Origin of the sequence: Spongiivirga citrea (assembly GCF_010671565.1) — a bacterium.
In the GTDB taxonomy this organism is placed as follows: Bacteria; Bacteroidota; Bacteroidia; order Flavobacteriales; family Flavobacteriaceae; genus Spongiivirga; species Spongiivirga citrea.
Window position 1 is genome coordinate 128,342 of record NZ_JAABOQ010000004.1, and the last position, 19,160, is coordinate 147,501.

The 19,160-nt window shown below is 32.4% G+C and carries 20 protein-coding genes; 17 read left to right on the forward strand and 3 right to left on the reverse strand.

Annotation, left to right across the window (positions count from 1 at the left end):
• The first annotated feature begins 110 nt into the window (after nt 1–110).
• The 15 genes from GWK10_RS09950 (at nt 111) to GWK10_RS10020 (ending at nt 13,222) form a co-directional block, all read left to right on the forward strand.
• Nucleotides 111–692: a DUF998 domain-containing protein gene (locus tag GWK10_RS09950; protein WP_204263114.1), complete on the forward strand. Its 582-nt coding sequence runs from the start codon at nt 111–113 to the stop codon at nt 690–692.
• A gap of 169 nt (nt 693–861) precedes the next feature.
• Nucleotides 862–2,802: a hypothetical protein gene (locus GWK10_RS09955; protein WP_164032156.1), complete on the forward strand. Its 1,941-nt coding sequence runs from the start codon at nt 862–864 to the stop codon at nt 2,800–2,802.
• Entirely contained in the window at nt 2,795–4,507 is a 1,713-nt protein-coding gene (locus tag GWK10_RS09960; protein ID WP_164032158.1) for a hypothetical protein, read from the forward strand. The genes GWK10_RS09955 and GWK10_RS09960 overlap by 8 nt, the downstream gene beginning before the upstream one ends.
• Nucleotides 4,508–4,664: 157 nt before the next feature.
• The gene (locus GWK10_RS18460; RefSeq protein ID WP_239540740.1) at nt 4,665–5,300 is read left to right on the forward strand and encodes a cyclic-phosphate processing receiver domain-containing protein; all 636 of its coding nucleotides are present in this window, start codon (nt 4,665–4,667) and stop codon (nt 5,298–5,300) included.
• 173 nt (nt 5,301–5,473) lie between these two features.
• Nucleotides 5,474–6,337: a hypothetical protein gene (locus GWK10_RS09970; protein ID WP_164032160.1), complete on the forward strand. Its 864-nt coding sequence runs from the start codon at nt 5,474–5,476 to the stop codon at nt 6,335–6,337.
• A 298-nt stretch (nt 6,338–6,635) separates the two neighbouring features.
• A complete protein-coding gene (locus GWK10_RS18295; protein ID WP_204263115.1) occupies nt 6,636–7,112 on the forward strand; it encodes a hypothetical protein in 477 nt (158 codons plus the stop codon).
• 259 nt (nt 7,113–7,371) lie between these two features.
• Entirely contained in the window at nt 7,372–7,746 is a 375-nt protein-coding gene (locus GWK10_RS09980) for an ArsR/SmtB family transcription factor (protein ID WP_164032162.1), read from the forward strand.
• Nucleotides 7,743–8,342, forward strand: a complete 600-nt coding sequence (gene merTP / locus GWK10_RS09985; protein WP_164032164.1) for a mercuric transport protein MerTP — start codon at nt 7,743–7,745, stop codon at nt 8,340–8,342. Before GWK10_RS09980 ends, merTP begins: the two co-directional genes overlap by 4 nt.
• Entirely contained in the window at nt 8,342–8,548 is a 207-nt protein-coding gene (locus GWK10_RS18465) for a GDCCVxC domain-containing (seleno)protein (RefSeq protein WP_164032166.1), read from the forward strand. The genes merTP and GWK10_RS18465 overlap by 1 nt, the downstream gene beginning before the upstream one ends.
• Nucleotides 8,549–8,737: 189 nt before the next feature.
• Nucleotides 8,738–9,373: a CPCC family cysteine-rich protein gene (locus tag GWK10_RS09995; RefSeq protein ID WP_204263116.1), complete on the forward strand. Its 636-nt coding sequence runs from the start codon at nt 8,738–8,740 to the stop codon at nt 9,371–9,373.
• Between the two features lie 130 nt (nt 9,374–9,503).
• A complete protein-coding gene (locus GWK10_RS10000) occupies nt 9,504–9,992 on the forward strand; it encodes a hypothetical protein (protein ID WP_164032168.1) in 489 nt (162 codons plus the stop codon).
• Between the two features lie 2 nt (nt 9,993–9,994).
• Nucleotides 9,995–10,579 carry an NAD(P)H-dependent oxidoreductase gene (locus GWK10_RS10005; RefSeq protein WP_164032170.1) on the forward strand — a complete coding sequence of 195 codons (585 nt, stop codon included), beginning with the start codon at nt 9,995–9,997 and terminating at the stop codon, nt 10,577–10,579.
• A 135-nt stretch (nt 10,580–10,714) separates the two neighbouring features.
• A complete protein-coding gene (locus GWK10_RS10010; protein ID WP_164032172.1) occupies nt 10,715–11,191 on the forward strand; it encodes a DUF6252 family protein in 477 nt (158 codons plus the stop codon).
• 149 nt (nt 11,192–11,340) lie between these two features.
• Complete coding sequence (locus GWK10_RS10015) at nt 11,341–12,474, forward strand: OmpA family protein (protein ID WP_164032174.1); 1,134 nt, start codon at nt 11,341–11,343, stop codon at nt 12,472–12,474.
• A 190-nt stretch (nt 12,475–12,664) separates the two neighbouring features.
• Nucleotides 12,665–13,222 (forward strand): hypothetical protein, encoded by a 558-nt coding sequence (locus tag GWK10_RS10020; protein ID WP_164032176.1) that lies wholly within the window; start codon nt 12,665–12,667, stop codon nt 13,220–13,222.
• 305 nt (nt 13,223–13,527) lie between these two features.
• On the opposite strand, the gene GWK10_RS10025 is transcribed toward GWK10_RS10020, so the two are convergent.
• Genes GWK10_RS10025 through GWK10_RS10035 form a run of 3 tightly spaced genes read right to left on the reverse strand, consistent with a single transcriptional unit; the run spans nt 13,528 to nt 15,957 of the window.
• On the reverse strand, nt 13,528–14,364 hold the full coding sequence (locus GWK10_RS10025; RefSeq protein ID WP_164032178.1) for an RNA polymerase sigma factor: 837 nt from the start codon (nt 14,362–14,364) through the stop codon (nt 13,528–13,530).
• Between the two features lie 12 nt (nt 14,365–14,376).
• Entirely contained in the window at nt 14,377–14,964 is a 588-nt protein-coding gene (locus GWK10_RS10030; RefSeq protein ID WP_164032181.1) for a hypothetical protein, read from the reverse strand.
• 6 nt (nt 14,965–14,970) lie between these two features.
• A complete protein-coding gene (locus GWK10_RS10035) occupies nt 14,971–15,957 on the reverse strand; it encodes a quinone oxidoreductase family protein (protein ID WP_164032183.1) in 987 nt (328 codons plus the stop codon).
• Between the two features lie 543 nt (nt 15,958–16,500).
• Here GWK10_RS10035 and GWK10_RS10040 point away from each other — a divergent pair.
• Nucleotides 16,501–17,943, forward strand: coding sequence for a serine hydrolase domain-containing protein (locus GWK10_RS10040; protein ID WP_164032185.1), 1,443 nt, complete (start codon nt 16,501–16,503; stop codon nt 17,941–17,943).
• A gap of 155 nt (nt 17,944–18,098) precedes the next feature.
• Entirely contained in the window at nt 18,099–19,043 is a 945-nt protein-coding gene (locus GWK10_RS10045) for a hypothetical protein (protein WP_164032187.1), read from the forward strand.
• Nucleotides 19,044–19,160: the final 117 nt, after the last annotated feature.

The following is a 19,160-nucleotide window of genomic DNA, read 5'->3' on the forward strand; positions in this document are numbered from 1 at the left end:
ATCTCGCAATTATGGCTAGTGTTTCTCGGAATGTCCTTGCGGACGATTCCGCAAGGAAACCATCGCCAAACCGTTGTATGCAATTTGAGAACTAAAAACAGAAAATAAAATTGACCGAAAAAAATATTGGGATTTTTGGACTTTTATCAGTGTTGACTTTAATAACAGCACTGTTGGTTTTTGGTCTATTGAATTCTGATTTTAGTTTTTGGGAAGATTTTATAAGCAAGCTTGGAGCAAAGGGGGAACCAAATGCTTTTTGGTTTAATATAATAGGATTTGTAGTAGTGGGGATATTACTTTTTGTATTCGGGCTTTTGTACGGAAAATTACTGAATGACAAACTGTTGTCAATACTATTGTCCTTATTCGGATTAGGATTTGCTTTTACAGCAATACCAATTGATATGGAATTTTCCAGAACATCTGTTTCTAAAGCCCACATAGTAGCCATTTGCCTAGGATTGGCATTTTGGTTATTCGGACTTTCGAGACTTGGATATAACCAAAACTTGAAACAAAGAATTAGAAAACGAGCGAATTTGACGGCCATTATTCTAGTCTTGTCAATGATTGGTTTTGTTTTTGGGTTATGGTCAATGCCGATTACACATAGGTTAGTATTTACGATAGTTTTTGGTTGGACTGCAATTACTTCAATCGAACTGATGAATAAAAAAACCAGCTGCTAACAATGGCTATAAGTAATTGCTTGTTCTTGCCTACTTCTGAAAATCCTCACGGATTTTCAGTTTTGCGTGTACTTGCTAAGTTTAATACTAAACCACGCAACTACTCATAGCCGAAAGCGTTGGCGGTAATGTAAAACCAACCTCAAATTAAAAAGTGAAAACTGAATTTATGAACAAAAAAATAAGCTCGTTTATCGATTCAGTTATCGAACAAAAAAAACTACAATTTTCAAAAGCTGAAAGTGATTTTGACAAGTTGTTATTTGAAAGAAATATTCTTAAATCAGAAAATGATAAAATATCAATAATTGATTATCACTTAATTTCCTCACCGTTTCTTGACAAATATATTGAAAAACTTGACTTTATAATTGGTAAAGATTTTCAAGAAAATGCTGATTTTATAAATAAGGTTAAGGAAGATTTCTTATCTAATGGCTACGTTCACGACTACCACATATTGGAAAAAGAAATTTGGAAATTAGTTACAAAAGAATCTAATTCTAAATTTAACTGTTCTTTCAATGATTACCTCAATTCTGTAGATTTAGACAACAAAATTGAAGGATTATTCAGTTTCATTGATGCATATTCAAAATTGTTACCTGAATTAAACTTAACAGATGAAATAATATTTGATAATGCACTTATCCTAACAGAAATAACTAAAAGTGATGCACAATATAATATTCCATTAGGTAATGTCCTAAATGGCATTAAGAATAAGTGTAAATCCGACTATGATTTAGGTTTAGAATTATTAAGAAAATCGATTTCCTTAAATGAGGAGAAAGAAAATATAATATCTGCAATCGTCTCTGGGCTCTATGAAAACAAAAAATATGAATTCTATGATTCAATCTTAAAAGATTTAATTCAAAAGGGAGACAAACTAAATGCTTTTTTCTTTGGACTATCAAATGTCTCTGATATAGAAATTACCGAATGTGATTTATATAAAGAAATTATAAAGAAATATATCAAAGAGGATTCTTTAGTAATATCAATACTATCACTTGTATTTTCAATTCTAAAATCCAATAATTCAAAATATCACAAATTCTGTTTTAAAGAATTGGATTCAGCTATCGAAAATGAAAAAACGGCTTACTACATTTTAAATAATTTAGACCACCTAAACAATTACAATCAAGAAAAAACTGATATTATAGTTAAATTAATAAATCAAGATTACTTTTCTATTGAAAACTATATAAACCCAATCAGCAATGTCTTTTGGCACTTAAAAAAATTTGAATCATTCAAAAAGGTTGTATTAACTATTATTGAAAGGAAACCTTTTGAAAATTTTATAAAAAGCTTTCAGTCCTATTTGCATTCGGTTGATAAAATTGAATTAGACAAATTCACAATAGAACTTTTGACAGGCAACCAAGCAAGCAAAAGAAACATTGGTATTGACATATTTAACTATCTATCAAGTCACAGTCCTTATCAATTTGAATTTAACATTTTAGATTTATCTCATATTTTACAATATAAATTATGGGTTTCTTTAACTCAAGATTTTCACGAACCAAAAAATAGACTTGTTGCTTTACTTCCATTATTTGATTCAAAAAGTGATTTGATACGAGAGAGTTTCATCTGTAAGTTAGAGGAGATATCAGAAGATTACGGAGGACACATTACTAAAATAATAGAAAGTAACTTTGACAAAAAGAATCCAAATTATTTACCTGTAATTGAAAGAATTAAAAATTACATTGAAAATTATTACGCTAAGAATATTGATTTAAAAAATTCCGTTTCTGAATTGAATCCATATCATACTCATTATAAATTCATAAAGGCATTTGACGAATCTTTCTCTAAAAATATGAGTAAATCTGTAGATAAAGGTGCTAGAGAAAATAGTCTTCTTTCAATATTAGGCACAAAGACTGTACAACTATCTAAAGGTGGTGGTTGGCGTTTTGGTGCAAAGAAAGAAATTTCACAACTTGGTAAGGTCGGAACTAGTTTCACAATGCCTAGAGGTTATTTTATTAATCCGAATAAATTTGAACTTGAAAAAGGTTTTGTAATTAGACAAGACTGGACTGATGAAGAATTTTCAGGAATTAAAACTACTCTTGAAAATGAATAGCAACAGCATAATAGTCCGAGAATATCTTGCTTCATTAAAAGAAGATTCAGAATTAGATTATTTATTTCCGATTCTTTTAAGTCTTATGGGATTTAGAATTGTACAAACAGCAAAAGAATCAAAAGGTCAGTCGCAATATGGTAAAGATATTATTGCTGTCGGAAAAGATGAAAACGGTATCAAGCATAAATGGTATTTTGAATTAAAAGGTTATTCAGATAAGGACATAACTCAAGCTAACTACTCAAAACCAGACGGAATAAGAGAATCAATTATAGAAGCAAAAGATACATTTTTCAAAGATTCAACCATTCCAGGCTTTAATGAACTACCTACAAAAATTGTAGTTGTCCATAATGGTGTTTTAAAAACTAATATCAGAGATACTTTTGAAGGTTTTATATCTAGAGAATTCAAAGAAGGTGAGTTCGAGCGTTGGGATATTTACTATTTGACAGATATTTTTAGCAAATATCTTTTTAATGAATACTTACTATCAGATGATATTAGCAATAGATTATTAAAAAAGACATTAGCCTTTTTAGATTCGCCAGACAATGAATATTTAGAATTTAAAGAATTAGTTACTATTCAATTCAACAAAGTCGAAAACATTAAAAGCAGAGCCTTTAAAAAACTTTTTGCGACATTAAATCTATTAAACTCAATAATATTTCATTATAGTAAAGAAAACAACTATTTAGTACCGGCAAAGGAGTGCTCTAAGTTTTTAGTTCTAAAAACTTGGCATTGGATTTTAGGAAATAATCTACAAAATAAAAAATCTGTTGTCAAAGAGTTTAAGAAGTTACTTAAAGGGCAGTTCGAAATATTTGATAAATATTTTCAGAAAACGTTTCCAATTGCAAGAACTGAAAATGGATTGTTTTCTGAATATGGTGCTTTTTATGAAAAAATCGGATATCCATTAAGATGCTTTGAGTACTTAGATGACATAATTTATTACTGCCGTTTAAGAAATGTCGTTTACAGTTCTAAAAATATAGAACGGATTAAAAACAAACAAAAGGACTTAATTATTGAAATAATAGAGAATAATAGTGGTTTTAGCCGTCCTTTGTTTGATAACCACTCAATACCAATAATCCAATTGTTTTTGTTTTTTTCTGACAAAACCTGTTTAAGACAAAAAGATGTTGAGTTTTTATTTAGCTTTTTCCAACTTACAATACAGAATCTTAAAATTGAAAAAATAAGACATAATAGGCAACCTGAATTACACAATAATATTGACCTAATAATTGAATGTTTTGCCACAGGAAATAAACCAGAAGAATACTGTGACAGTTCTTCTATCTTAATTGCTATCCTACTCGAAATTTGTCTAATATTCGATAATGAGAGCCTGTTTAAAGAAATCCTATCATTTATTGATGACGATTTAAGTTTGCAGATAGTTTCTATTGATTCTAATAAATTTAATGTTGAACAACTACTGTTTGAAAAAAACTTACATAACGAATATTACGTTGACTGTATAGAAAGAGTTGATAATGGGCTAAAGCTCTTAAAAAATGAAGCTGATTTTAAAGAATTCAAAAAATCTGTATTAGAAAAAAAAGAAACACCAAATCAGTATGAAACAGATAATCTAGGTCTCTCCTGTATAAGGTATTTAGCTCATAGCTATTTTAAAAATGAAATTTTACCTGAGGAATGGAGGGAATTAATAGAAGAGAAATAAAACACTACCGCCAACAACGTATATAAAAAATAGCGGTTTAATCGCTTAATCGAAAGAAAATGAATAAATTAAAGGTCATTTACAATCCGAAAAGTTAGTGCATAAAATCCGCTACTTTTCATATACAAAACCGTTAGGCACAATTAGAATAAATGCTATGAGAATTAGATATTGCTGGAGATGTGAAATGGATGTTCCAATGTTGGAAGGTGAAGAAAGTACTATCGCTTCACGACTCTACGCGGAAGGGTTTAAGATACCTGAAAAAGACAGACAAAAGCGATTTAAAAAATTACTTGATTATTACAATGATTTAACCGGGTTTGGGGAAACGGAGCCCAATGCAATCGTTCACCATATTGCCGATATTTATGGCCCTGACTGTGAAAATTGCGGAAAACCATACAGGACCCACAAAGCAAAATTTTGCGCCGCTTGTGGAAATAAAAGGGAAATGAAAAAACTCTTTTTAGATGATGTTCGGACAATTGATATGATTTATGACAAATCTATGGAATCCGAGTTTGACATTGTTCGGACTTTTGACGAATTTGTTGCCTACATCAATAAAAATGGACTTCCGAATTATATAAGTTTTGACAATGACCTTGGACTTGGAGAAGACGGAAAGATAGCTCCTGATGGTTTGGCTGCTGCAAAATGGTTGGTTTATGAATCTGGGCTTGATTTAAAAGATTTGGAATTTTATGTGCATTCTGCCAATCCTGTTGCTGCAGAACAAATAAAAGGGCTGTTGACAAATTATATAAAACACTTAAAAGCAACGGAATAAAAAAACTGTGCCTAACAACGTGTATAGTTCATTGCTTCGGATTTTCCCTTCGGAAAATCACTCGCAAAAGAACTATCGCAAGTTTTATTTATTAAATTAGTCGCTAAACCTAACGCAACGCACCATACACAAACCGTTGTGCGCAAAATTGAGCTAGAACGATAAAACGACTAATGATCTCAGAACTCAACGAAAATAAGATTATTCAGATAAGAGTTCATCTCAAGATTATTTTAGAGGAAGGGTTTAAAATAATCGAAGAGAATAATGATAAATTCAACGTTTATCAAAGCCTTTATAAAAGATATATTTATTGTTTTGATTCCTTAAGCCTTTTACTTAAAGAATTTGGAGATGATAAAATTTATAGAACCAATTCAATAGCAATAATTTTAAGAGCAAGTCTACTTGATTATCTAACAACAATCTATTTGAGGACTTTTCAATTGGAGATGAAGGCTGGATTAAAATCCAATTATACTGAGGAGCTAAAAAAACTGCTTTCAGAACAAATTCGACGTTTTTTAATTGTTCGTGAGGCAGATAGAAAAACGCCCAGATACGATCATGAAAGTTTTTGCAGCATGGTGAATAAGATCTATTTGGAGTTTGATTTTTTATTTGACAAATCAGTTCCACTTGATTACAATAAACCTATTAAATCCTTAAAATATAGTAGACAGGATGATATCAGTTCTCAAACTATAAGAAAACGATTGGATAGTTTTTCTGAGAATCTTAAAAATATCGATTACCATCATGTATTTGAGCTCTACGACATTTTTTCAAAATATGACCATTTTGGAATTATCTCAATGTTTCTAGAGGAATTGGAGATAAATGAAGTCTGCGACTATATCTTTTGGTCTATCTTTCATATTGTTGATGGAATTACATTTTGTGAAGAGCTATTGAAAGATGAGGTAAATAGTAAGTCAAATTTTGAAAAAATTGGTTATGAACTGTCCTCCTTAAAAGGAACAATTTATACAGAATCTCTGTATTTAAGCGAGCAGTATAAATCTGAAAATAAATAAATTCTGCGCACAACACCGTATAAAAGCAATAAGGCGGATTGACATTTTAACCAACATTCTAGAAATAGCACACCATTTTAAGTTTTTATAATCTGCACTGTTTTCTAGCCGAAAAACAACAGCCGGTCACGCAGCCGAATGGCTAAATGGTGTCCTATTTTTAAACATCGAAGTCCGCAAGCACTTTAATTTTTTTCGCCCACGCAAAAAATCAAAAAACTTGCTCAGTAATTTTTAGTAAATTTCCGCTAGAAAGCCTTACTGCTTTTATACAAGACCGTTGGCACTAATACCAAAAATGAACCATTTCGACCTGATACTGGAATTCAAAGAAGTTATTCGGGACAGAATATTTATCACAACCGCAACAGACCAACTTGAAACAGAAATTGAATCCAATTGTTGGTCATTAAGTTTGTCCAAAGAACAAGCTGGATTTGTTTCCACCCATGAGTTTGCTGCATTGTTGGACTTGATCAAACAAAACCGAACCGAACAACTCAATAATTCAGATTACGATGTAAATCTGATTTTTTACCTATGGTTTGACGAACAAGCTGGGCAAATCAGGTTCAATCTTATCAATGAAAATCATTCGAAATTACCTTTTACTTCTAAGGTGGAGTTTGCTGAAAATCAAAAGATCATTATATCTGATTTCCTAGAATCAGAATACCTGAATGGAATACCTTTTTCAGAACTAGACGAAAAGAATCTGACCATCGACAGGGAAAATATAACAAAGGTCTATAAAGAATTATTGGTCAAAGAATAAGGTACGTAGTGCCAACAACGTGTATAGTTCATTGCGTCTGATTTTCCTTTCGGAAAATCCTCGCTGCTAAACAAAGGGTTGTCGTCTTTTTGCTATCTTAGGTCTCACGCAACGAAACCATACACAAACACGTTACCCACAAGCTTAAAATCAACCTCACATTTTAGCACTTTCGTTTTTTTTAGACATACAAATCTAATGTTTGAAAAATATATATTTAAGTATTTGCTTAAATAATAAATAATTGTAATTTTGTTTTATGGAAAATAATTCTTGCATAAGACAAAAAGCCGATATTGAACAAATAATTCGTTGCAAAGACACCGTTTCGAAATTAAACGAATCCTTCGATTATCTAGCGAATGGACTTTCATTGGTCGGAAATAGCGTTCGACTTAAAATCCTCTACCTAATCTTCGAGGAAAAAAGACTCTGCGTTTGTGATTTAAGTGATATTCTTGGAATGAATATTTCTGCTATTTCTCAACATTTAAGGAAAATGAAAGACCGAAATCTTTTAAAGACCGATAGAGAAGCACAAACAATTTTTTACTCACTTACAATTGAATATGAAATCCTATTAAAACCATTTTTTGAAATACTTGATAAAAACAAAATTTTAGAAACAGTATGAGAAGTGAAAGCAAATTCATCGGAGCAGCTTTACTGACAGCATTTACAGCCTCTTTATGCTGTATAACTCCGGTTTTAGCTCTAATCGCAGGAACAAGCGGAATTGCTTCTGCATTTTCTTGGATTGAACCTTTTAGACCTTATTTAATCGGACTGACAATTTTAGTTCTTGGTTTTGCTTGGTATCAAAAACTAAAACCTCAAAAAGAAATTGACTGCGAATGTGAGACGGACGAAAAACCAAAATTTATTCAATCAAAAAAGTTTTTAGGAATCGTAACTGTATTTGCAATTGTAATGTTGGCTTTTCCATACTATTCAGGAATATTTTACCCAAATACAGAAAAGCAAATAATCATAGTTGACAAATCGGACATTAAAACGACTGAATTTAAAATAAGCGGAATGACTTGTGCGAGTTGTGAAGAACACGTAAATCACGAAGTCAATAAACTCATCGGAATCGTTAACTTAAAAGCGTCCTACGAAAATGGAAATGCAATCATTGAATTTGACAAGACCAAAACAAATGAAACTGAAATCGAAAAAGCAATTAACTCCACAGGTTATAAAGTAACCGACAAAAAAGACAAATAATGGAAGTCCAATTAAAGTCAGAAATCACTTGTCCAAACTGCGGATATAAAAAAGTAGAGGAAATGCCAACGGAGTCTTGTCAATTCTTTTACGAATGTGAGAATTGTAAAAAAATGTTACGGCCAAACGAAGGCGATTGTTGTGTATATTGCAGTTTTGGTTCAGTAAAATGTCCTTCTATACAACAGAAAGAAACATGTTGCTAAAAAGCCAGTGTTGAAAACCAAACTGAACGAAAATAAGCCAGTGGGTAACAATGTGTATAATTAATTGCTGCGGATTTTCACTTCGGAAAATCACACGCATTAATTATCTTAGCCAAAAGCGGAAAATGACTTACGCCATTTACCGCAACTAATCATACACAAACCGTTAGGCAACATTAAAAACAACACTTGGAAAGACAACAAGCAATAGAGCAATATTCGAAATTCAAACTAAAACAGCTTTCTCAAAAAGAAAGAGCTGAACAATTAGAAGTTATGACTTTAGAAGATTGGAGCGATTCGAAAGGTTGGAATTCCTTGCCAAAATCTGTTAGGAATGAATTTGAGCTTGGAGAAGAGATTGAAAATCCTGAATTGGAAAAGTATGACCAAGTACTAATGATTTGGTTAAGATATCGACTTGAATCTGTGACAAATGAATTCCTGTGTGAAAAACTGAATATTGACAAGATTATTGGAGAACCGATTAAACTCGAATCTTGTCCTTGTTGCGGATATAGAACAATTGGAGAACGTGGAAACTACGATATCTGCAAAGTTTGTTGGTGGGAAGATGATGGACAGGACAATCAACATTCTGAAAGAATAATGGGCGGACCGAATTACGGAATTAGTTTAGTAATGGGTAGATACAACTATCTAATTTACGGACTTTATGACCCGAAACGAACTGACTTAATGGAATTGAAAGCAGAAGAAAACGAATTTGAAAAAGGCAGAATATTTGAAATCGTTGACAATGAGTATCTGATTGAAAAAGGAACTGATTGGAAATGGAAAATAACATTGCCTAACAATGTATAACCGCAATTACGGCGGATTCGACTACGTCCGAATCCACTCGGAATTGCTAACGTCTGTGCTGAAGCGAAAATTAACGCATATTAACCCGTAACTGACGGTTATACGAGACCGTTGTAGCCAATTAGACAAAATGAAAGTGCTAAATATTCATAAACGAAAAATTAGAAAACCTGCACAAAATATTCTTGGACTTTTTACCACGCTTTCAACAAAAAATGATATGATTTGGCCTATTGAGAATTGGCCACGAATGAAATTCAAAAATGGACTTGTTATTGGTTCAAATGGCGGTCACGGCCCAATACGATACCAGATTGTGAATTTCGACCCTAAAAGTCATATTGAATTCAAATTTCAAAAGCCAACTGGATTTAATGGAACTCATAAATTTGAAATAATTGAATTAGATAACGAAATAAGCGAAGTCAAGCACACGATTGAAATGACAACCTCAGGAATAGGAACAATAAGTTGGTTATTGGTTATCAGATGGCTTCACGATGCATTGCTTGAAGATGCTTTTGATAAAATAGAGAACCAATTGACCCAATCCAATTTGAAAACGGAATGGAGTATATGGGTTAAATTCTGGCGTTGGGTATTAAAACCAAAGAATTAAGAATGAATAAAATGAAAATTTTAATCATAAATGGACACCCTGACAAAGAGAGTTTCAACTACGGACTTTCTGATGCTTATAAAAACGGAGCTGAAAAGTCAGGTGCTGAAATTAGAGAGATTAATATATGTGAACTCGATTTTAACCCTAATCTTCAGTTTGGATATAGAAAGCGAACTGAACTTGAACCCGATTTATTGAAAGCCCAAGAAAACTTGAAATGGGCAGACCACATTGTCTGGGTTTATCCTGTTTGGTGGGGTTCGGTTCCCGCAATTATGAAAGGGTTTTTGGACAGAGTTCTTCTTCCAGGTTTTGCATTTAAAAAAAGAGAAGGCTCGGTCTGGTGGGATAAGTACTTTAAAGGAAAAACTTCACGATTGATTTGTACAATGGATCAACCAACGTGGTATTACAGACTGATAAACAGAAGCCCTTCTCATAGTGCAATGAAAAAGTTGACGATGAATTTTATTGGGGTAAAGTCTGTGAAAATAACCTCAATTGGACCATTAAGATTATCAAAGGAAGAATGGCGTAAAAAATGGTTGAAAAAAGTTGAAAGAATTGGTGAACAAAACAAATGATAACTGGCTACAACAAGGTATAACAAATCATAGCCGCCTATCGGCAGGCTACGCTTGTTATACTAAACGTTGTAAATAATTTTTGACGCAACTTTTTTTGAAAAAATTCATCTTCTTTATTAAACTAGTCGAATCATGAAAAAATTTTATTCAAGTTTGATTTTCCTATTGCTCCTGACACTTGGAATCATTTCCTGTAATAATGATGATCAACTCGAACCCGACTTTATCTCAGCGGAAATAAACGAGAAGAACTGGAATGGAATTCCTGAAATTAATGTTAATAATGTAAATGACACATTAACACTATTAGGGTCCGGTAATGAACAAGTTGTTTTTTTCAAAATTAAATATAACGGAGAAGGTGTCTATAATTTATCGGGAAGTCAAGCTAATTTTTATACAACTGTTAGTGGAGATGTAATTACCAGTTTATATACACTAGGTGAAAATACTTCTTCTCAAATTACTATCACAGAACACAATTTAGAACAAAATATATTAAAGGGAAATTTCCAAATATCACTTATTCAAAAATGGAGTAATCCTGAAAATAATGTTAATTTACTTAGTTTTACTAACGGCCAATTTAAAGTAACTATTACTGAATAAAAAAAACTATTTACAACAACGGCTATAATTCATTGTGGCGGAATTTTCTAACCGAAAATTCCTATCTTTAAATCATCGCTTGGTTCTCGTGGAATGGTCCTCGCGGACAATTCCACAACGAAACCATAGCCCAACCGTTGTGATTAATTATGAAGAAAATTGTGACCTACATTAAAATTTTCATTCCAATATTTTCAATTCAGGCTTTTTCTCAAAATTTAGTACTAAATCCAAGCTTTGAGAATACCAAAAGATGTACCGAATTGATTAGTAATTTTAGTCACAATGTTACCAATTGGTCTACACCAACGTTCGGAACAACTGACTTATTTAATTCATGCGAGAAAGGAACTGTTGGCATTCCATATAATTATAATGGAATGCAAAAGCCAAAAGCTGGAAAAAATTACGCTGGTTTTTATTTACATTCAGATGAAAACTATCGTGAATATGTTCAGGTCAAATTATCTAAAAAATTAGAAAAGGATAAAAAATACAGAATATCATTTTATATAAGTCTTGCAGAAAAATCTGATTTTGCCATAAAAAATATTGACTTTATGCTAACCGAAAATGAATTGAAGACAACAATTTGGAGGGAGTTATCAGAAAGACAATTAATGAAACAGGACATTAAAGACTTTTCATTTCACAAGATAGAAAATAACAGATTTTATGACAATGATAGCGATTGGACATTAATCTCAAAAGATTTTATTGCTAATGGTAACGAACAATTTTTGACAATTGGGAATTTTATTAAAAATTCAAAAACGGATAAAATACTTGTATCAAATATGAACAGGTATAATATGTCTTACTATTATATAGACCTTGTGAGTATAGAAAGGACTGATTTACCAAAAACACTGGTGAAGAAATCTAACAAATTAAATGAGGAACCAACTAAAGAGCTCGAATTAAAAGAAATTACACTTAACAAAAATCATACGTTTAAGAACGTGGTTTTCAACTTTAACAGTACTAAATTATCTGCAAGTGCAAAACTTGAAATAAATTCTCTCTACAAATTTCTAAAACAAAACCTTGATACTGAAATATCAATAGCAGGTCATACAGATAACGTTGGAACCATTGAATTTAATCAAAAGCTCTCAGAAAAACGAGCCAAATCAGTTGCTGACTATTTTATATTCTTGGGTTTAGAAAAGAGCAGAATTTCAGCTAATGGATACGGAGACACAAATCCAATATCAACGAATGAAACCGATGGGGGAAGAAATAAGAACCGAAGGGTTTCATTCAGGATCGTGAAAAAATAACTAAGCACAACAACGGCTCATAACACATTGCGTCTGAGTGGATATGTTTCGGGAGTTTTCCTTACATTTAACAAAACAACAAGCTGGACGCTGCGTTTCCGGTTTTGCTTACCGCGGAAAAGCCAACGCTCGGCAAAACCTTCACAAGCGCAACGTGTTATAGCCGAAACCGTTAGGGTACATTTCAAAAATGACTAAACAAATTCTACTTCTCTTATTTTCAGCTCAATTCATTTCTTGTCATGATTGTGGTTTTGAAATGGATAAAAATTTGGTTGTAGATTTTAATAGCTATGAAAAGGGACAGATAATTTACTTTGAAAGTAACCAAGCGGACTTGGACACAATAAAAATTTCAGGAACTGACTCATACGAAGTTTGTCACTCCTTCATGGTTCAGGACTATAAAATAGCTGATGTTAGAATTGAACACTTACCAAAAAACAAATGGAAATCGAGCACCTCAAAATGGGACGATGAGAAAAGAGAGAATTCCGACCAAAACCAATCAATTATAAATGTAGATATGCAATTTGACCCAGACGGACCGAAATACACAAAATGGATTGAGTTTCGCGACTTCTTTGGAGAAATTAAGGTTAAAAATTCAAAAGAAGAGGTAATCGACACAATTTTGACGGACTCAAAACAAGCAGAGATTACAAAGGTGTATTGGTCGAATATAAATGGACTGGTTGGTTATAAAAAATCTGACGGACAGGTGTATCAGTTAAAAAACGTACCCTAACAATGGCTATAATTCAGCTTTACCCCTAAACCAAAAACAAAATTCCTAACTTTAAATCAGTTCGATTTCTTACTTGAAAAATCCTATCGGATTTCCCAAGCCGAAATCATAGCCGAGACCGTTGTACACAATATTCAAAAAAACCGCAATCTGAACAATAAACATTTTGGAATTGAACCCTTTTAAGAAACATTCTGCAATAAAAGTTTTCAGAAAATTTTGGATTAACTTCCCGTAAGAGTATAAAATTTTGCCCAACTCATCTGCCAACCACAAAATTTTATACACTTACTACATCTTGACTTTTATTCAACTTGAATTTCGCCCATAGCCATCTGATTACATCTTAATAAAATATCCTGTAATTCAAAACCATCAGATTTTAATGGGTCGATAGCTTTGACCAAATTGGTTCTCAATTTATATAATTCTTCTCGATTATACTTTTTGGACTTTTTGACCAATTGCAATTTTGAAATTGCTTCTTGTTGGTCTTGTTTTGGATTGAACCAACCGTTCAGTTCTGAACATTGGTTACAAGCACCATTTTTATTGACCAATGCACAACGATTATCAAAAATATCGGTCATTGAACCTCGTGCATTTTGTAAAAGATACTTGACAGTTCCTTCGCTTTTTTCGATTATCAAACAAATATCGTTTACCGAAAAATCATAAATATCTTTAAGTATCAAGGCTATTTGATTTTCAATTTGCAAATTTTTGGAAATGCAGGTAAAACAAGTATCAATATGTTCTTTGATTTCATATTTCCCATACTCGGAAGTCTGTGCCACTTTTACAATTCTGCCCGCTAAATCAGCATTACTCTGAACCAAATTCTTTGCTTGTTCAGAAACATCTGGAACCCATCTTTTTCTACGTTTCAAATAATTATAAGCAATGCTTGTAGCTATTTGAAAAACCCAAGTTTTTAATGATGCTTCACCTTTAAAAGTTTTCAGTTTATCGTAAGCCTTTATAAAAGTATCGTGGGTAATATCTTCTGCATCATTTCTATTTGCTAATAAACGATATAGATATGATTTGAGTTGCGATTGGAATTCCGCAAACAGAGATTGAAATGCGTTGATGTTTCCATTCAACGCATCCAATAACAAATCTTCATTAGATTTTTTCATCTTCTAATATTATTAAATTTTAACAACTGCTGGTGTTAATGATTTAGGTCTTTTATCCTCGCTACACATATCATTATCTGGTGGTCTAACACCAAAATACAATTTTCCATCGGCATCCAATTTCAATAAATCGTGGTCTTCCGAGCATTCTGCTACTGATTTCCATAGTGAACAACCACTTTGGGAAATATCCTTTTCCACGTCTTTGGTCAAATCACAACTTGAAAAGCCAAAACCTTGAATTACATCTGGAATATTGGTTTTTAAGGTAACGAATTTTTTATCCTCAATGAATAGTGCATTATATGCATCGTTAACGAATTTAGATTTATCCAAAACAGAATACGTTCCAACTGTTCTAAAAATAAAAATTTGACTTTTCATTTGTGGGTCAAAAGCCAGCGTAAACTTTAGTGACCATTTACCATTCTCAAAGGTAAATTCACGCTTGCCAAATGTTCCTTGTCCCCAATCGACACCCTGTTGGTCAACATAAGTGCCTTTTAGATTTTCTAAGGCCTTTTTATCTTCACTTTTTGAATTCTGCGCACACGCTACGCTAAAGATTGCTAATGTGCAAATTAAGATTATTCGTTTCATCGTTTTTTAGTTATTTGTAGTTAATATTACCTTTCCTATGGTTTTTCTATTTTCGATAGCTTCGTGAGCTTCAGCTGCATCTTCCAAAGCATATTTATGCGCAATTTCTACCTTCAATTTATCTTGCATTAAAAGTCCAATTACAGTTTCCAATGCTTTCTGCCAGAGTTCCATCCTATTATTAATAAAATATGCCAAATTGAAACCTGATTGTGTGATGTTCTCATCGACAAAAAATTCAGGATGAATAGTTCCTTGAATACCACTTGCACAACCAAAGACAATAATCTGACCGCCTTGACTCAAGCTTTTTAAACTTTGATTATACACTTCGCCACCGACCATTTCAAAAACAATATCGACACCTTTGCCTTCTGTAAACTTTTTGACTTCATTTGACCATTCAGATTTGGAATAATTGACTATAAAATCAGCACCCAATTTTTTAGAGATTTCCAGCTTTGCATCAGAACTACTTGCGCCTATTACTTTAGCACCGTTCAACTTTGCTAGTTGTACCAAAATTGAGCCAACACCACCTGCTGATGCGTTTACAAGAACAGTTTTTCCTTCTAAATCATTGGCGACTTGCGATATCATTAATTGGGCTGTAGTTCCTTGAACGAAAATTGCAGTAGCTTTTTCTGGATTCATTTCTGGTGGTAAGGGAACACAGTATTGGGCAATAGCAGTAACGTATTCGGAATATCCACTTGCCTGTGGTAAAATTGCCAATACCGTTGTGCCGACAGCGTAAGGAATAGTTACACCTTCGCCTACTCTGACTATTTCGCCAACAGCTTCCGTGCCTAAAACAAATGGCAACGGCGTTTCTTGAAAATAAGTGTTCTTTCTACGAAGTATGTCGGAATAATTGACACCAATTGCCTTGACCTTAACTAAAACTTCCCCAGCGTTTGGGGTTGGGATTTCGGTTTCAACCAATTTTAAAACATCTGGAGAGCCATAATCTTGCATTTGGATTTGTTTCATTTTGTTTTTCATCTTGAATATAATTTTTTGGTTTATACTCTTTAGACAATCGAACAGACAGAAACGGATGAAAAAACTTCAATAAATTTAGAAACATCAATAAAATCAACACTTTGCTTGCTATTGCCATTCCACACACTTTTACACCAACGCTAAAGCCAACAAATAAAAGAGTGTTCCATTACATTGAAGAAGAAACATTTTAGAAGAAAACTTTTGAACGACTTTATAGCTTGTAAGTATAGGTTCAGAAATACGAAAATTGAGCAGGTGAATTACAAAAAAGCAAAGCTAAAAACGAATGAAAAAGTATCTATGTCATTGGTTTAGGAAATAAATACTGTGTACAACATTGTGTATAATTCATTGCTAGTTAAGGCTTACTTACGAAAATTTCGCTACAATTTTCTATCCGTGATTATTTATTAACTTTAGTGCTTAAACACGCAACGAAATCATACACGAGACCGTTGGCTGTAATTGCGAAAGTGTAACCTGGTAAAGATAATTGTCGTCTTACCTGAAAACTATACTTTTTCAATTATGAATAACACTCTTAAGTTTGCTACAATTGCTCTTTTTCTTTGTATTAACACTTTCGAAATTGTAGCTCAGGAAAATCATTCCATCCTTGCTAAAAAAATTGATGCCTACCTAAATAAAGGTGTCTCAAACGGGTTTAATGGAGCAGTTCTCATCGAGAGAAATGGAGAGGTAATATTGAACAAAGGTTATGGTAAGGCAGATAAAGTCAAGAATATTTCAAATACACCAAACACCATATTCGATATTGGATCGAATACAAAACAATTCACTGGAGCTGCAATATTAAAACTTGCCGAACTACATAAGTTAAAAGTTACTGATTCTTTACATACTTTCTTTAATAATTTACCTGATGACAAAAAAAATATCACAATTCATCAACTACTAACACATACAGGTGGATTTCAAGAATCTTTAGACGGTGATTTTGAGCTGATTTCAACACAAGATTTTTTTCGCAATGTATTTAATAGTAAGTTATTTCAAGAACCTGGAACTAAATTCAATTATTCTAACTTAGGATATAGCATCTTGGCTAGAATAATTGAAATAACCTCGAAAATGAATTATGAAAATTTCTTGCAAGAGTTTTTATTTAAACCTTCAGGAATGAACCAAACAGGTTATCTCTTGCCGGAATGGAATGCTGAAAACCTGGCCAACGGCTATAATAGAAATATACTAGATCAAGGAACAACGATAGAACGCTATAAGGAAGATGGACAAGTGAGCTGGAATCTAAAAGGTAATGGAGGAATTAATTCCACTTCAAATGATCTTCTTCTGTGGAAGAAGGCAATAAATTCTAATAAAATATTACCCCAAGAACTGACAGAAAAATGGATTCAACCATACACCCTTGAAATCAATCATTACTATGGTTATGGCTGGGGTATTTATAACACTGCTGACAAAATAATTTACCATAATGGAGGAAATGGAGCTTTCACTCATACGATCATTTGGAATATGGCAAAGGATTATTTTATCATCTACTCTAGTAATTCAAGCAGTCCGAAGATAGAAAATGTCGCTTACGAAATAGAACAGGCATTAACAAATGACTCCTATGTACCCAAAGAAATTGAAAAAAACCCATACTTCTTTGTAATGAGCTTTATAGAACAGCATAATATTAACGATTCTGATAAACTACTGAGATTAATAATAGATAAATATAGTGCTGATTTTGGCACTTCTGAGGTGCTAAATAGATTAGGTTATATAACAATGAGATCCGAAAACAATTCGGAATGGGCCATTAAACTATTCAAGTTTAATACAAGACTATTTGAAAATGAAGCTAATGTTTGGGATTCTCTAGGAGACGGACACTTAGCAATAGGAAATAAAGAAGAGGCTATTATTAACTTTAAAAAAGCAATCAATTTGGGAAGCGAAGAAACATTGAAGAAACTAAAAAAGCTGCAACAAAATTAATAGCAACTACAGCCAACAACGTATAACAACCATTGCGGCGGATTTTCCTCAGTGGAAAATCCTTGCAAAGCTCAAATCCAAGATTTTTAACTAACTTTCCTATTAAACAATCCGCAACGGATTGTTATACAAACCCGTTGTAGGTAATTAACTAGATGAAAATATACCAATTAATATACGATTACAATCGGTCAAATGATTCTGAAAAAGATGCATATCACATTCCATTCGAGCATAGCAATATAGCTTCCTCTATCTTTTTAAATAAAAAACATACTGAAAGATTACCCAAAAAAATTTATTTCAGATCAAATCTTAATATCATTACTAAAACTGATTTTCCTCTTAACGATTTACGTATACCCATAATGAGTGATAGACTAATTAAGTTAATAAAATCAATTGGAGATATAAATCTAAAAGAAATTCCTGCTATAATGCTCGACGACAAATTTTTAGAAAGTAAATTTGATAGTTCGGGCTCACTAATAAATGAAGTCAAATACGTTGATAATTACAAAGCAATAATGCTATTGGATAGAATTGATTGTTTCGATTATGAAAACTCAATTTATGAACCTGGTGAATTGAATCCAAATATCCCGGGTTATATTAGAAAATTAGTGTTAAACATTTCTGATATAAATCTTCCACCTATATTTAGAATAAAAGAAAGCCCTTCTCGTATATTAATCACGGAAAAAGTAAAAAAATTAATTATTGACAAAGACATTAGTGGTTGTTTATTTGAAAATGTGGAAACTAAAAAAGAATTAAAGAACACAAGACAAATAGGAGGAATATTAGGGAAAGAATATTTTGAATTAGGACGCGGCAACAGAAAAGTTTCTGAGAATTATTTACGTCCATATATATTAGGATTTAACATCAATAATAAACAAAAGCCATTTGTTGTTGCAATGGGTGATAACCACTCTGACACAGTTGCCACGAAACTAAGTATAGCTGAATTGGTATCAGGTAAATGGGACGAACATATTAGACTTTCTAATTCTGAAAAATTTGTTGAAAGTTTAAAAAAGGCATTGAAAAATAAAGAAGAATTTCCTCAAAAATTTATATTGGAATTGATAAAATAACTACCTACAACAATGGCTATAAGTAATTGCTGGTTTTCGCCTACTTCTGAAAATCCTCGCGGATTTTCAGTTTGGTGTACTTGCAAGGTTAAGTGCTAACCCACGCAACTACTCATA

Excerpts from the sequence above, each read along its gene's own strand:
- GWK10_RS09955 (WP_164032156.1), top strand. The coding sequence starts at position 862 with ATGAACAAAAAAATAAGCTCGTTTATCGATTCAGTTATCGAACAAAAA.
- GWK10_RS09960 (WP_164032158.1), top strand. The coding sequence starts at position 2,795 with ATGAATAGCAACAGCATAATAGTCCGAGAATATCTTGCTTCATTAAAA.
- GWK10_RS18460 (WP_239540740.1), top strand. The coding sequence starts at position 4,665 with ATGAGAATTAGATATTGCTGGAGATGTGAAATGGATGTTCCAATGTTG.
- GWK10_RS09970 (WP_164032160.1), top strand. The coding sequence starts at position 5,474 with ATGATCTCAGAACTCAACGAAAATAAGATTATTCAGATAAGAGTTCAT.
- GWK10_RS18295 (WP_204263115.1), top strand. The coding sequence starts at position 6,636 with ATGAACCATTTCGACCTGATACTGGAATTCAAAGAAGTTATTCGGGAC.
- GWK10_RS09980 (WP_164032162.1), top strand. The coding sequence starts at position 7,372 with ATGGAAAATAATTCTTGCATAAGACAAAAAGCCGATATTGAACAAATA.
- merTP (WP_164032164.1), top strand. The coding sequence starts at position 7,743 with ATGAGAAGTGAAAGCAAATTCATCGGAGCAGCTTTACTGACAGCATTT.
- GWK10_RS18465 (WP_164032166.1), top strand. The coding sequence starts at position 8,342 with ATGGAAGTCCAATTAAAGTCAGAAATCACTTGTCCAAACTGCGGATAT.
- GWK10_RS10000 (WP_164032168.1), top strand. The coding sequence starts at position 9,504 with ATGAAAGTGCTAAATATTCATAAACGAAAAATTAGAAAACCTGCACAA.
- GWK10_RS10005 (WP_164032170.1), top strand. The coding sequence starts at position 9,995 with ATGAATAAAATGAAAATTTTAATCATAAATGGACACCCTGACAAAGAG.
- GWK10_RS10010 (WP_164032172.1), top strand. The coding sequence starts at position 10,715 with ATGAAAAAATTTTATTCAAGTTTGATTTTCCTATTGCTCCTGACACTT.
- GWK10_RS10015 (WP_164032174.1), top strand. The coding sequence starts at position 11,341 with ATGAAGAAAATTGTGACCTACATTAAAATTTTCATTCCAATATTTTCA.
- GWK10_RS10020 (WP_164032176.1), top strand. The coding sequence starts at position 12,665 with ATGACTAAACAAATTCTACTTCTCTTATTTTCAGCTCAATTCATTTCT.
- GWK10_RS10025 (WP_164032178.1), bottom strand. The coding sequence starts at position 14,364 with ATGAAAAAATCTAATGAAGATTTGTTATTGGATGCGTTGAATGGAAAC.
- GWK10_RS10030 (WP_164032181.1), bottom strand. The coding sequence starts at position 14,964 with ATGAAACGAATAATCTTAATTTGCACATTAGCAATCTTTAGCGTAGCG.
- GWK10_RS10035 (WP_164032183.1), bottom strand. The coding sequence starts at position 15,957 with ATGAAACAAATCCAAATGCAAGATTATGGCTCTCCAGATGTTTTAAAA.
- GWK10_RS10040 (WP_164032185.1), top strand. The coding sequence starts at position 16,501 with ATGAATAACACTCTTAAGTTTGCTACAATTGCTCTTTTTCTTTGTATT.
- GWK10_RS10045 (WP_164032187.1), top strand. The coding sequence starts at position 18,099 with ATGAAAATATACCAATTAATATACGATTACAATCGGTCAAATGATTCT.